Raw genomic sequence first — 14,229 nt, forward strand, 5'->3', positions numbered from 1 at the left:
GCATGCGATGTACCTGCCCCACAGTAACTGCTGGTTTTGGGGCCGCTTCGCCGCCCAACGGGGATAAATCCCCTCGCCACAAAAGCTCGCTCCCACAGGGGTGGCGGTGTGATCCACCACCCCACCCCACCCGACACTTACGGCACCGGCGCCGGTTCCGGCTCGTTGGTCACCCGCAGCAACCCCCACAGCCCGGAGGTGTTGCCATAGGCGCCGTAGTCGCGGAACAGGTAATCACCCGGTATCGCATTGACCCCACCGGCGCTCGGCATCATGAAGCTGAAGTGCGCGGCCGGCAGAACGCTTTCGCGGGCGCCGATGTACATCGACATCGGGTTGTAGCCGAACTTCACCGAACCCACGCCCGGGTTGCTCATCGGGTAGCCACCGGTATCGCTTTTTTCCGACACGAACGGGTTGGTCGACCAGACGTGGCCGTCGAGCTGGAAGGTGGTGCCGCGACTGCCACCGGTAGGCATCAGGATGTGGGTACGGAACGGTTGCCCAGGCTTGGCATAGAGCACCGGCGTTTGTGGATCGCTGCCCACCAACGCGTTGCTGTAGGCCATGTGCGCATTCGCCATGTCGCCATAACCCGCGCCGTCGGCATGACCGAACGGTGCATCCGGGGACAGGCCGAAGCGGAACCACATCGGCTCGGTCTTGTAGTTGATGGCCATGCTGGAGTTGTCCTGCGGATCGGTCGGCACGCCGAAACCTTCCGCGGCAATCCCTTCCACCGGCCGTCCATTGGCCCAGCGAATGTTCAACGCTTTCTGCCAGACCATCGCAAAGTCGCGGTAGCTGGTTTGCCCCGGCGCCGTAACGGTCGCATTGACCTTGCGCACATCGTCAACCCAGGTGGCGCCCATCGGCAGGATGCTCATCGCGCCCGCCAGGCCTTTTTGCGACTGCTTGATCACGTCGGCCGGGGTGAAATTCAATCCGCCGAACTCCACCGCCGTGGCGTTGATGTTGTCGACGTTGCGCCCCAGTTGGGTGATCGGTTTGCCTTCACGCTCCAGGTGCCCGGCGTAGTACTGGTAGGTACGGGTCGGGTAGGCGCCGCTGTTGCCGACGCGTGGCGGAACGGTCTGGGTCGGGTTGGCGCCGACGTTGGTGCCGTCGGATTTGGTGATGTCGTATGCCAGCAACTGCGCGTGCAGGCCAACATGGCTGGACGGCCGCATCAGGTTGTTGCTGAAGGTGGTCGAACCGGTGCCGCTGTTGCGGTCGCGTTTGACCATGCCTTGCATCACGGCCGTTTGGGTCAGGTCGGGCATGACCATCGGCAGGCGGTTTTCCAGCGTGACATTGATGCAATCACCAGCCGCGGCGCGCAGCACCAGCGGTTCGACAGGCACGCCAGGTTTCAGCTTGCCGGTGACCGGATCAAGGTCAGCCTTGCGCACATACAGGATCGCGGTCGGGTCATGCAGCGGCCCGCTTTGCCCGCCGATGGTGATGGTTTCACCGTCTTCGGGGTCGGTCACGGTGACTTGCGGAATGCTCACCGGCCGCGAGTTGTACACCAGGGTGCCCCCGGCTGGATTCAGCGGTCCGCCCACATGCTGCCCAAGCCCCGCCGGGTCACCGATGGTCAAGCCGAGCGGATTGGTCAGGATGTCGTTGGCCAGTGCCGCCACCACTTCATAATTGCGTTGCGGTGTCGGACGGGTGCCGATGCCGTTGGGGTTGGCACCAATGCGTGGGCAAATGCCCTCGAACGCCACGGTGTTGCGCATGCCGGTCGGTTTGGCGTTGTTCGGCAAGGCGAACAGATCGCTGCGCTGGGCGGTGTAGTTGCGCATGACGCCCCAGATCCCGCTCCAGTAGCCTTCGATCGACGCGTCCATCGAATACAGGTAGTCACCCGTGGTCGCCGCCGAACTGGAGAGCATCGAAACCGGTGCGATGAAGCCCATCTGCTCGGAAATCCCGATCATCTGCGACGCGCGCCAGCCGGAGTTGGAGCTGTTGCCGAAACCGGAACCGCTTTGCAGCCACTTCACACCGTGCAGGGTGACGTTGTGCTCCTCTTCGTGACCGCCGGCATGGACCCGCAGCCGCACGTTGTCACCGGTGTAGGTGCGCAGCATCGGGGTGAACGGATCGCCCGGTTCGGCGCCGCCCTTGTTGATGTGCGGCGGGAACAGCGTGGTGCCGCCGGTTGGGCCGGTGGCCGAGGTGATCAGGTTCGGTGCCAGGTTCATCGCCGGGATCGCTCGGTCGGTGCGGCTTTGCATGGCATACGCCAGATCACCGCCCAGGCCGTCGGCCTGCATGCCGCGCTTGCCGTCCGGCCCGACTTTGTTCGGGTCGTACACCCGCAGGGCCAGCGGTTCGTTGCGGTAGTTGACGACGAACATGCCAGGGTCATCGACCGAAATCGCCTGTGGGCACGGCCGGGTCGGGCAGCCGGGAACCATCCCGCCCTGCACTTCCATGATGCCGTCCAGCAAGGTGCTGGCGTTATTGCGCACCGGCGGGTTGATGGCGTAGCGGAAGCTGTCGGCAGTGGCCGGGAATGCTTGCGGGTCCGGCACACCGTTAGGACCGGCGCCAACGTACACACCCGCTTCATAGGCGTGCTGGAAGTCGCTGTATTCGAGGAAGAACTCGCGGAAGCTGTCGTTCTTGCCGTCGCCGTCCAGGTCGCCGGTGGAAATCACCGCCTGCCACGAAGTCGGTCCGCCATCCTGACGCGCACCGCTGTACAGCGGCTCGCCGGTTTCGGCGTGGAACCAGGTGGAGCCGGCCGGCTCGGCCAGCACAGTGGCGTACAGGCCAATCTGTTGGTGAGTCGATGGGCCGAGGTGGTCGTGGGTAAAGATGGTGCCCAGGCCACGGTCGACACCTTTGGCGTTGACCACCGGATCGACGAACCAGCGTTGCATTGCGGTGCGCGCTCCGACCCAATCGGCCCGGCCGAATTGACCGAAGTACGGATGGTTCTTGGCTTTCGGACAGGCCGGCGTGCCGTCACGCGGGTCGGTGCCTTCACACTGGTTGTACTCGCGGATGGCCTCTATTCGTTCTTGCACGGCACCCGGGGAAAGTACGCCATCTTCATAGTTCCAGCCGTTGGCCGAACCATCGGCAGCGGTCAGGTCCCACTTCGGCAGGTGAATGTGCTGACCGATCACATCGGTCGGCGTGCGCACCTGGTAGTCATCCATCTCATAGACGGCCGGCACCAGGTTGGTTTGCTGGTATTGCACGCAGTCGAAGGTGTTCATGCGCATCACCAGCGGCTCTGGCGGACGCTGCTTGGTGATCACCGGCCAGGCGTCTTCCCAGAGCGCCAGGATGCGTGCCTGCGGGAAGTGGTAGCCGACTTTGTTGTACACCGCGTCGAACTGGATGTTCGCCGCCTTGTAGACCCTCGGACGGTCGGCGGTGAAGGTTGAGGAGCCGATGAAAGACATGCCGTCGATGCGCTCGCCGCTGGCGAACTCACCGGTGCCGGCGCTGCTGGTCAGGCGTTTTTGCCGGTCATCCATGCAGGGTTCGTAGTAAGGAGCACCGGCCACGGGCAAGGCGCCGTTGGTGCGGAAATTACGCGCCACGATCTGGTTGCCCGGCAGCAAGGCAAAGCTGGGGTGGTCTTTCTTGGCGTGGAAGGCCATGGCCGCCTGTTCGACTTCGGTGCCTTCTTCCGGCAGGTAAAGCGGTTTGGCGCGAGTCACTTCCTTGGAGAAATCCAGCGATGTGGTCACGGTGCGCGCCTCACCGCCGGAGGAGAACCCGTCCAGGGAGTGGCGACCCAGGCCACCGTCCCAACCACCGGACTGATTAGGGTCGAGGTTGGCCCACAGGGCTTTGCCACTGGCCTTCAAGGCTTGCGCCGTGGCGGCGTCGAGCATGTCCAGCGGCGGGGTTGGCGGACGTTGGCCGACCGAACTTTCCATGCCGCCGATCCAGAAGGGATAGCCAGGGTTTTTCAGGGTGCCATCCGCATTGCGGTTGGCTTCGCTGCGATCGACCAGTGCCAGGGAACCGATGGCCTGGGCGCCGCCGCCATGATGCTCGCCGTCATCGTCGCCCTCTTCTTCGTCATCATCATCGTCGTTGGCAGCCACCAGGGTTTCGCCAATTTTCGGGATAACCGCGACTTTGCCTGGCATCGGCGGCATGGCCTTGCCGGGCAGCGGCACGACGGCTGGAATCGGCGTGCCGGCAACGATTTCGCCGTCGGGCAAGGCCCGTGCACCCGCTGCCGGTTTACCGCTGCGCAGGGCGTACGGTTCACTGTGGAAGCCATCGGACCCCTGTTGCGAAACTTCAAGTTTGGTGCCTTCTTCGAACACGTCGTGCACCCGCCACATGGCCCACATGCCCTGGGCGAAGTGCGGGTAGAAGTGACAGTGATAGATCGCATCGCCTGCTACGCGGTTACGGTTGCCCGAACCGCCGTTGGCGATTTCATAGGTGTAACCGGCACCCGGGCCAATACCCTGGGCATCCACGTAGTCGGAATTGTCGTCGTTGGGGTTGAACAGCCATTGATGCCCGTGCAGGTGGAAGATGTGCTGCTCATGGCCGTTGTGGGTGTTGCGGAACTTGACGAAGTCACCGATGTAACTGTGGTTGACGTTGGAGGGCTCGGATGGATACAGCGCCATCGTCGCCTTGACCCCGATTTGATCGGCATTGGGCGTCTGGCCGGGGGTGATGCCTTCGAGGCCGGCGTTTGCCGGTACATCCACCAGCATCGCTACGTCGCCCACGGTATGGGAACTGAGGAAGAACTCTTCGTAGGCGCAGGACAGGCAATCGTGCATCGGCCCCACACCCAGACGGTTGGCGACCACTTCGGCGCCCATGCCGCCGGAGCCGTAGTTGATCATGAACGAATCGCGGGTCGGCTCCAGCACGTGGGCCATCACCGGGTCCGCCCAGTAAGCGGGGAACGCCTGGGTCGCGGCGGTTTCATCCTGGAATTGCGAAGCGAAATCGCGGAACGGTTCCAGACGATTGGGGATCGCCGGGTTGCGTTTGCCCACGGCTTCCAGCGGATAAGTCGAAGGCGGGAAGCTGCCGTCGGCATTGCTGCCCATCACGATGGCATCGCTCTCGCTGGAAACGATTTCATTGCCGTCGACCATATTGATGATCGGCGTGCCGGCCTTGCCTTCACGGATCCACGGCTCGCGTTGCGGGTAGCGCGCCTGGTAATCGACGATCGGCTGACCGGCCGGCGTGCGCCCGGTACTGGCCAGGCGCATCTCTTCTTCGGTGATGGTGTTGCGATACGTGCGACCGCCCTTGGGCACCACCACCACTTGACCAAACAGACCGTTGGCAACGTTGCCGGCCGCGCCTTCACCACCGAAGGTGGCGCCACGGCTGCTGGCGGCGAACACCCCTTCGCGCTCGGCGTACAAGGTGTAGGAACGACTGGCGCCAGGCGCGATCAGGGTATTGGCGTTGCGACCGGTGAACGATGCGATGTCATCAATGCTGTTGACCGCCTGCATGCCGTTGACCTGGAAGCCGACATGGCGGTCAGCGACCTGCTCGTCCACCTTGAAGTTCTCGTTATTGCCAATTTCGATGCCTTCCTCTTCCTCGCCCTCTTCCTCCTCGCCGCCGTTATGGGAGCCGGGGTTGGCCTGATAGGCCAGCAGGTTCTGAAGATTAATGGTCAGGCAGTCACCGGCGGCGACCCGCAGTACCAGTGGACGCGGACGCTTGTCGGCGCGCAGCGAAACCTTGCCCGGCACGGCTGCCCCGCCCTGGGCAAGCGAGACGTCATGGTCGTCTACCACGTCGCGGCGCAGGGCGAACATCATGCCGTTGACGTTCTGCGCACCCAGGCGGTTGAACATCAGCGGCTGATCCAGCGCCACGACGTTAGCGACCAGGTTGCGCTCACAACGCGCAGCGGCTTCAGCGAATTCGATGCCCAGCATCGAGGCCGCCAACAGCAGCCAGGGAAGAATCTGTGGAGCGTGGAAAATGCCGGTCATGATCACGGGCCTCGCTGTGGGTGCTCACAGGGAATAATTCTCGACAACTCCCTTGAGCAATCCGCATGCCATAAAAAATTCATTTAATTTTCAGCTAGTTACGATTACCACTTCATTCAACGGGGGAAATCCCCCGTTTTTTCCCCACTTTTTTGCCGGGGCAACCATGCCCCAATGTTGGGGAAAACCGCCCCGGGCTTTCGATCACAGTGGGGCGTCCGCCGACAGGCCCTGCAGGCGCCGGTATTGATTGAGCACGTTGGGCACATAACGTTGTGTTTCGGCGAACGGCGGGATCACGCCCCCGCGGCTGAGCACGGCTTGCGGCCCGGCGTTGTAGGCGGCCACGGCCAGGGCGATGTCGTTGTCGAACATCGTCATCAGGCGTTTCAGGTATTTGGCGCCACCCTGAATGTTGGCCTTGGGGTCGTAGACGTTGGTCACGCCCAGCTCGCGGGCGGTGTCGGGCATCAGCTGCATCAACCCGCCCGCGCCCTTGGGTGACACGGCACTGGGGTTGTAGCGGGACTCGGCCTGGATCACGGCGTGCAGCAGCGCCGCCGGCAATTGATTGTCCGTGGCCGCCTTGGAAACCAGCTCGGCATAGGGCCTGGCGGCAATCATCTGCGGTTGCTGGTCGAGGCTGACGACAGCCGCCTGGGGCTCACGAATGACCCGCTCGTAGTGGCGACCGGGACGGTGGACGTTGGACAGGACAAAGTTGCCCTTGGTGTCCACGGAAACGAACACATCGGCCTGCGCGGCACCGGCCAGCAGCATCATGCCGAGTATTCCTGTGGTGAGAGTTTTCATTGTTCTGCCTCCCCTTCCGGCCCCGAAAAATGGGGGTAATGCCCCAATGGCCGGTCGTGAATCAGCCATACGCAAGCACTGTGCCGAAAGCGCGAAGGCCCGTAGTACGGGGGTTTGGAAGGAAGCCAAAATCATTGCCGGCCCTGTGCATGGCAATTGCATAAGGCTTTGTCGCGACCCTTCTGCCGACTGTGAGGTCATCAAGATGAAACAGCGACTTTCTTTTGCCTCGCGTGATTTTTCCTCGCGTGGCGGTGTGCCACGCGCCGAGCGCGGGTTCACCCTGCTGGAACTGTTGGTGGTGCTGGTGGTGCTGGGGCTGTTGGCCGGTATCGTCGCGCCGAAGTATTTCGCTCAACTGGGCCGCTCCGAAGTGAAAGTGGCCAAGGCGCAAATAGAAGGCCTGGGCAAGGCCCTGGACCTGTACCGCCTGGAGGTCGGGCATTACCCGTCGACCGAACAGGGTTTGCAGGCACTGGTCACCGCACCCAGCGATGAAACCCACTGGACCGGTCCGTACCTGCAGAAAAAACTGCCGCAAGATCCGTGGGGCCGTAACTACACCTACCGCTACCCCGGGGAAAACGGCGAGTACGACCTGCTGTCCATGGGCAAGGACGGCCAGCCCGGTGGTGAAGGCGAAAACGCCGAAGTCACCAGTTGGCAGTAACGGACATGGCGACCATGCGTTTTCACCTCAAAGCGGTAGGCAAGACCGGTGTGGTGTCGATGACCATCGAAGCGCCGGGCCATAGCGAAGCCCGGCGCATCGCCGAAGACCAGGGCTTGCGGGTGGTCAGCCTGCACGCCGAGCGACATTGGCGGGCGTTGCGCCTCAAGCAGCGGGAAACCTTCAACCTGGTGTTGTTCAGCCAGGAACTGACCACGCTGCTCAATGCCGGCCTGCCATTGATCGACGCACTGGAAAGCCTGGCGGAAAAGGAAAGCGCGCCACAGGCCCGCAAAACCCTGAACGAGCTGGTGCGCCTGCTGTACGAAGGCAAATCGTTCTCCCAGGCCTTGGGTCAGCTGTCGGCGGTGTTCCCCCCACTGTACGTCGCGCTGGTGCAGTCCAGCGAGAAAACCGGCGCCGTCGGTGATGCATTGGGCCGCTATGTCAGCTATCGCCAGCGTATGGACGAGGTTCGCCAGAAGATCGTCAGCGCTTCGATCTACCCCATGCTGTTGCTGGTGGTGGGCGGCGGTGTGGTGCTGTTTTTGATGGGCTACGTGGTGCCGCGTTTCAGCCTGGTGTTCGAAGGGCTGGGGTCAAACCTGCCGTGGCTGTCGCAGATCCTGATGAGCAGCGGCATGTTCCTGCATGCCCACCAGGGCGAGTTCTTCGGCGCCTTCGCGGTCTTTGTCATCAGCATCGCCCTGCTCCAGCGACAACCGTCCTTCCGCCGTGGCGTGGACCGCTTGATCGAAAAGCTCCCGGCCGTTCATCAGCGCATCTTCATGTACGAACTGGCGCGCTTCTACCGTTCCCTGGGGATTCTGCTGCAAGGGGGCATTCCCCTCGTCACCGCCATGGGCATGGTTCGCAACCTGCTCACGGTGGCCTCTCGAACGCGCCTGGACCAGGCCTGTGAACGGGTGCGCGAGGGGCAATCGCTGTCGACCGCGCTGGAGCTCAACCACCTGGTGACCCCGGTGTCCCTGCGCCTGCTGCGTGCCGGCGAACAGTCCGGCAACCTGGGGCAAATGATGGAGCGCAGCGCCGACTTCTACGACGAAGAGATCAGCCGCTGGATCGAATGGTTCGTGCGGCTGTTCGAACCCTTGCTCATGACGTTCATCGGATTGTTGATCGGGGTGATCGTGATCCTGATGTACATCCCGATTTTCGAACTGGCATCGAGCATTCACTGACCCCTCTGGCACGGGCCCTGGAGGCCCGTTCCAGCCTTTATCGGCCTTCCAACTGAATAAACCCGGAGTTTGAGGTGTTCACCCACAGTCCTGCTGAAAAAATGAATAAAGCAGCGCGCTGCACTGTTCATTGAGTTCAAACGCGAAAAAAAAGAGAAGACGGAGAACGACATGCACATCAACAAGCTTTTACTGGCAGTAGCTATTGGCGCGGTTTTGTCGGCGTCTACCGTATTGATTCCGGACAGTGTGTCCGATATGTCGAGTGCCCACGCGAGAGACGGGGGTAGTGGTGGTGGCGGCGGTGGCGGCCATGGCGGTGGCGGTGGCGGTGGTGGAAACGGCGGCGGCCACGGCGGCAGCGGCAATGGCGGCGGCGGTGGAAGCGGCAATGGCGGCGGCAGCGGCAGTGGGCACGGCGGCAGTAGCGGCAGCAGTGGTCACAGTGGCAGCAGCAACAGTGGCAGCGACCATGCTGGCAGCACCGCTTCGAACTCCGGACGCAGTGGCACCCATGCCGAACCGGGTGATGATCATGGCGTTCATCGCTCAGGAGATGACAACGGGGTTCATCGCTCGGGTGGTGTTCATCGCGCAGGGGATGACAACGGGGTTCATCGCTCGGGTGGTGTTCACCGTGCCGGTGAAGTGGGTGACGACCGCGGCGTTCACCGGGCCGGCGAAGTGGGCGACGACCGCGGCGTTCACCGGGCCGGCGAAGTGGGCGACGACCGTGGGCTGCATGCAGCCGGCGAGCCGGGCGATGATCGCGGTGTTCACATCGGCGGCGAACCCGGTGATGACAAGCGCGTGAACTGACCTGCACTAACCCTGTGGGAGCGAGCCTGCTCGCGAAAGCGGAGTGTCAGACGACATCGATGTTGAATGACAGGACGCCTTCGCGAGCAGGCTCGCTCCCACAGTAGTGGATTGTGTGAGCAGCAGATTCATAAGCCACCCTCGGACTGATCTAGCCGCTCCCGCAAAAACTCGATCAACGCCTGTACCGGTCGCGACGATTGACGGTGTTGCGGATACACCGCCGACAGCGTCAACGGCTCCGGCCGAAACCTGTCCAGCACCGGCACCAACCTGCCATCCTTCAACGCCGAACCGACGATAAACGTCGGCAGGTACGTAATCCCCATCCCGGCAATCGCCGCGTCCTTGAGCAACTCGCCATTGTTGACCCGCATTCGCCCGGTGACGTTGACGGCCAGCGGCTTGCCCTGCCCCGCGAATCGCCATTGCACCTGGCGACCATGGCCGTAAGGCAGGCAGTCATGGCTGTGCAGGTCTTCAGGGCTGACTGGCGTACCGCGTTCGGCCAGGTAAGCGGGACTTGCGCAATACACGCGCTCGATGGTCGCGATACGGCGGGCAATCAATGTCGAGTCTTCGAGTGTGCCGATGCGCAGGGCCAGATCGTAACCCTCACCGAGCAGGTCAACGGGCCGATCGCTCAAGTCCATTTCCACCGTGACCTCACGATAGCGTTGCAGGAACAGCGGCAGCAGGCAGCCCAGATGCGCCAGCGCAAACGACAGCGGCGCACTCACGCGCAGGGTGCCGCGCGGTTCGGTGGTTTGCCCGGCGATGCCCTGCTCCACTTGCTCGACTTCGCCGAGCAGGCGCAGGGCGGATTCGTAATAACTCTGGCCCAGGGGCGTGACGTCCAGGCGCCGGGTCGAGCGATTGAGCAAGCGGACACCCAGGCGTTCTTCCAGTTGCATCAGGCGTCGGCTGACGAACTGCTTGGACAGTCCCAACTGATCCGCGGCGGCGGTGAAGCTGCCGGAGTCCATGACCTGGCAAAAAATACGCATGTCTTCGAATGGGTTCATTGTCATGCCTTGGGTTGACAGTCAGGCACTCTATAGCGGTTTCTTCCCTTTTTATCACCCTTGCGAAAAACAATGTGGGAGCGAGCCTGCTCGCGAAGGCGTCAGGCCAGACACTATCGCAGTGACTGTCGAACCGTCTTCGCGAGCAGGCTCGCTCCCACAGGGGGACGCGCTTACTGGGCCGTAAACGTGGTGTAGCTGTTGATCAGGTTGCGGTAGTTCGGCAGGCGTTCGGACAACAGGTTGGCCAGGCCTTCCATGTCGTTGCGCCAGTCGCCTTGCAGCTCGCAGGCCACGGAGAACCAGTTCAGCAGATGAGCGCCGGCGGCCGACATGCGGGCCCAGGCAGCCTGCTGCACGGTGGTGTTGAAAGTGCCGGAAGCGTCAGTCACCACGAACACTTCAAAACCTTCGGCAATGGCCGACAGGGTCGGGAATGCCACGCACACGTCAGTCACCACACCGGCGATGATCAGTTGCTTGCGACCAGTGGCTTTGACGGCCCTGACGAAGTCTTCGTTGTCCCAGGCGTTGATCTGGCCCGGACGGGCAATGAACGGCGCCTCGGGGAATTGTGCCTTGAGCTCCGGGACGATCGGACCGTTGGGCCCCTTGTCGAAACTGGTGGTGAGGATGGTCGGCAGTTTGAAGAACTTAGCGATGTCGCCCAGGGCCAACACGTTGTTCTTGAATTCGTTGGGCGAGAAATCCTGCACCAGCGAGATCAGACCGGTCTGGTGATCGACCAGCAGCACCACTGCATCGTCTTTGTTCAGGCGTTTGTATGGAACGTTGCTCATGAAAAAACTCCTTGGTGGATGGATGTCGCTTGCAGCGCCGATCCCGATGGCCAGCGCTTATTGGTATTCGTCAGAAGGCGAAGCACGAGCAGCCGAAGGCGCCCCAGAAACCGGCGAAGTCGCTGACTGGCGCATTCGATAGGCGCGCCCGTTCATGGCTGTGGGAATGCACCGCGCAAGGCCCGCTGCACTGGTGAACCTGCGCCTGCAACGGCGAGTTCGGCCGCCAGTGCCCCGGAACCTTCACCACCGGCGACCAGTCCGGCAGCACCGGCACGCTGGCCGGCCCCAGCTTCTCGAAGTCCCCGGCGGCGTACACCACCTTGCCGCCGACCACGGTCAGCACCGACTCGATCCACTTGATCGCCTCTTCCTCGACACTGAAAAAGTCCGCGCTCAACGCCGCCAGGTCCGCCAGTTGCCCGACCTTGATCTGCCCTTTCTTGCCCTGCTCGGAGGAGAACCAGGCACTGCCGTGGGTGAACAGTTCCAGTGCGGTCAATCGCGACAAGCCTTCGGCGTGCAGCGCCAGGCCGCCGACGGTGCGACCGCTGACCATCCAGTACAGCGAGGTCCACGGGTTGTAGCTCGACACCCGCGTGGCATCGGTGCCGGCACCCACCGGCACACCCTCGGCGAGCATGCGCTGGATCGGCGGCGTGGCTTCGGCGGCCTTGGCGCCATAGCGCTCGACGAAGTATTCGCCCTGGAACGCCATGCGATCCTGAATCGCAATGCCGCCACCCAACGCCCTCACCCGTTCGATGTTCTGCGGAGTGATGGTTTCGGCATGGTCGAAAAACCACGGCAAGCCGTTGAACGGAATGTCGCGGTTGACCTTCTCGAACACGTCGAGCATGCGGCTGATGGATTCGTTGTAAGTGGCGTGCAAACGGAACGGCCAGCGCTGTTCGACCAGATGGCGCACCACCGGCTCCAGCTCGTCTTCCATGCTTTGCGGCAGGTCGGGACGCGGCTCCAGGAAGTCTTCGAAATCCGCCGCCGAGAACACCAGCATCTCCCCGGCGCCGTTGTGCCGCAGGTAATCATCGCCTTGATGCAACTTGACGCTGCCGGTCCAGTTCTTGAAGTCGGTCAGCTCTTCCTTGGGCTTTTGGGTGAACAGGTTGTAGGCGATACGAACGGTCAGTTGCTGGTCCTTGGCCAGTTGCTCGATCACCTGGTAATCGTCCGGGTAGTTCTGGAAACCGCCGCCGGCATCGATGGCGCTGGTCAGGCCCAGGCGATTGAGCTCGCGCATGAACTGGCGCGTCGAGTTGACCTGATACTCCAGTGGCAACTTCGGCCCCTTGGCCAGGGTCGAGTACAGGATCATCGCGTTTGGCCGCGCCACCAGCATGCCGGTAGGGTTGCCGTTGGCATCGCGGACGATCTCGCCACCCGGCGGGTTCGGCGTGTCGCGGGTGTAACCGGCCACGCGCAACGCCGCCCGATTGAGCAAGGCACGGTCGTACAAGTGCAGGACAAACACCGGGGTGTCCGGCGCAGCCTGGTTGAGTTCCTCCAGGGTCGGCATGCGCTTCTCGGCGAACTGGAACTCGTTCCAGCCCCCCACCACCCGCACCCACTGTGGCGTCGGTGTACGGTCGGCCTGCTCCTTGAGCATGCGCAACGCGTCGGCCAATGACGGCACGCCTTCCCAGCGCAGCTCAAGGTTGTAGTTCAAGCCGCCACGGATCAGGTGCAAGTGCGAGTCGTTGAGCCCGGGGATCACGCAACGGCCCTTGAGGTCGATCACCTGCGTGCCCGCCCCGCGCAACGCCATGGCCTCGGCATCGCTGCCGACCGCGACGAAGCGACCTTCGCTGATGGCCACCGCACTGGCGAGGGGCTTCTCACGGTCGACGGTATGGAACTGGCCATTGAACAAAATCAGATCGGCGTTCATCGCGTTTCCTCAAGACTGTGTGGAATGGGACTGGCCGGCTTCCAGCCACGGCGCGAACAGACGCGTGGCCAGCGGCATGAAGACGTACACCACTGACAGCACGATAGTCAGGGTGATCAGGAACGTGGCGACCACGTAACTGGACAGAAACGCATTGAGTTGCAGCAGCGGTCCCCAGAGCAGCGGCACCAGCAAGGTGTGCGGCAGGATCACCAACAACGTCACCACCGCCTGCTTCCAGCGCGGCGGAGGGGACGCCGCATCGGCCAGCGGGGCAAACCAGAACTCGTTGACCGGGTTGACCTCGGTCTGGTCGCCGTCCGCCAGCATCGGCGCGGCTTCATCGATCAACGCCTGGCGCTGCGGCGAATCGAGCCAGCGTTGCATGGCCTCGGTTGAACAGAAGCGCAGCACACAGGTGAACATCTGCAGGCCGGCGTGTTTGCCACGGACCACATCCACCCCCAAGTGCCCTTCGCTCTGCCCGGCCACTTTGACGATATTGCGCAGCCAGGCTTCATACGTTGCTTCATGGCCGGTCTTGATCCGATGCTTGACGATCAGCGTCACCACTTCATCGAATCCCGGCGCTGTGCTCTGGGAATGGGCTTGCAGCATGACGAAAGGCTCCGGCGAAACGGGGTTGGGAACGAAGTCGATATGGGAGGGATAGTGCCGGGACGGGGAAGGAAAAAATTGGATGTACGTGCTCTTTTTGGAAGGGCGCGCGGATCTGCGATTCACCCATTTCCTGTGGGAGCGAGCCTGCTCGCGAAGGACGTCAACGATAACGCAGGCTGTCTGAGTGAACGCGTTGTCTGGGCGTTTTTCGCGAGCAGGCTCGCTCCTACAGGGGATCGGGTACATCCGCCAAAATCAGGTCGGCTGTCAGGCCGCCAAGATCAAAAGATCGCAGCCTTCGGCAGCTCCTACAGGAGAACGCGAACAGCAGTGAGGTCGAGTTTCAGCTCGCCTCGGCTGCTTTTGATCTGCCCGCCCCTTCGGAAGGCTGAGTGGAG

9 protein-coding genes are annotated in these 14,229 nt (G+C 62.6%); 3 read left to right on the top strand and 6 right to left on the bottom strand.

Going from position 1 to position 14,229, the window contains the following annotated elements; genetic code table 11:
- Positions 1-137 precede the first annotated feature (137 nt).
- Both mnxG and HNQ83_RS28095 read right to left on the bottom strand, forming a co-directional pair.
- Positions 138-5,972, bottom strand: coding sequence for a manganese-oxidizing multicopper oxidase MnxG (gene mnxG, locus HNQ83_RS28090; RefSeq protein WP_175392103.1), 5,835 nt, complete (start codon positions 5,970-5,972; stop codon positions 138-140).
- Between the two features lie 204 nt (positions 5,973-6,176).
- Complete coding sequence (locus tag HNQ83_RS28095; protein ID WP_175392104.1) at positions 6,177-6,785, bottom strand: lytic transglycosylase domain-containing protein; 609 nt, start codon at positions 6,783-6,785, stop codon at positions 6,177-6,179.
- Between the two features lie 205 nt (positions 6,786-6,990).
- Between HNQ83_RS28095 and gspG the strand changes: the two genes are divergently transcribed.
- The 3 genes from gspG (at position 6,991) to HNQ83_RS28110 (ending at position 9,476) form a co-directional block, all read left to right on the top strand.
- The gene (gene gspG / locus HNQ83_RS28100; RefSeq protein WP_178132128.1) at positions 6,991-7,455 is read left to right on the top strand and encodes a type II secretion system major pseudopilin GspG; all 465 of its coding nucleotides are present in this window, start codon (positions 6,991-6,993) and stop codon (positions 7,453-7,455) included.
- 14 nt (positions 7,456-7,469) lie between these two features.
- Entirely contained in the window at positions 7,470-8,657 is a 1,188-nt protein-coding gene (locus tag HNQ83_RS28105) for a type II secretion system F family protein (RefSeq protein ID WP_175392105.1), read from the top strand.
- A gap of 171 nt (positions 8,658-8,828) precedes the next feature.
- Complete coding sequence (locus HNQ83_RS28110) at positions 8,829-9,476, top strand: hypothetical protein (protein WP_175392106.1); 648 nt, start codon at positions 8,829-8,831, stop codon at positions 9,474-9,476.
- Between the two features lie 128 nt (positions 9,477-9,604).
- Here the strand turns inward: HNQ83_RS28110 and HNQ83_RS28115 are convergent, their stop codons facing one another.
- The 4 genes from HNQ83_RS28115 to HNQ83_RS28130 form a co-directional block, all read right to left on the bottom strand.
- Positions 9,605-10,501, bottom strand: coding sequence for a LysR family transcriptional regulator (locus tag HNQ83_RS28115; protein WP_175392107.1), 897 nt, complete (start codon positions 10,499-10,501; stop codon positions 9,605-9,607).
- A gap of 173 nt (positions 10,502-10,674) precedes the next feature.
- Positions 10,675-11,301 (bottom strand): isochorismate family cysteine hydrolase YcaC, encoded by a 627-nt coding sequence (ycaC, locus tag HNQ83_RS28120; RefSeq protein ID WP_175392108.1) that lies wholly within the window; start codon positions 11,299-11,301, stop codon positions 10,675-10,677.
- A 70-nt stretch (positions 11,302-11,371) separates the two neighbouring features.
- Positions 11,372-13,210: an amidohydrolase gene (locus tag HNQ83_RS28125; protein WP_175392109.1), complete on the bottom strand. Its 1,839-nt coding sequence runs from the start codon at positions 13,208-13,210 to the stop codon at positions 11,372-11,374.
- Between the two features lie 9 nt (positions 13,211-13,219).
- Positions 13,220-13,828 (bottom strand): antibiotic biosynthesis monooxygenase, encoded by a 609-nt coding sequence (locus HNQ83_RS28130; RefSeq protein WP_175392110.1) that lies wholly within the window; start codon positions 13,826-13,828, stop codon positions 13,220-13,222.
- Between the last annotated feature and the right edge of the window lie 401 nt (positions 13,829-14,229).

It is taken from the genome of Pseudomonas sp. C2B4 (genome assembly GCF_013359695.1).
Lineage (GTDB): Bacteria > Pseudomonadota > Gammaproteobacteria > Pseudomonadales > Pseudomonadaceae > Aquipseudomonas.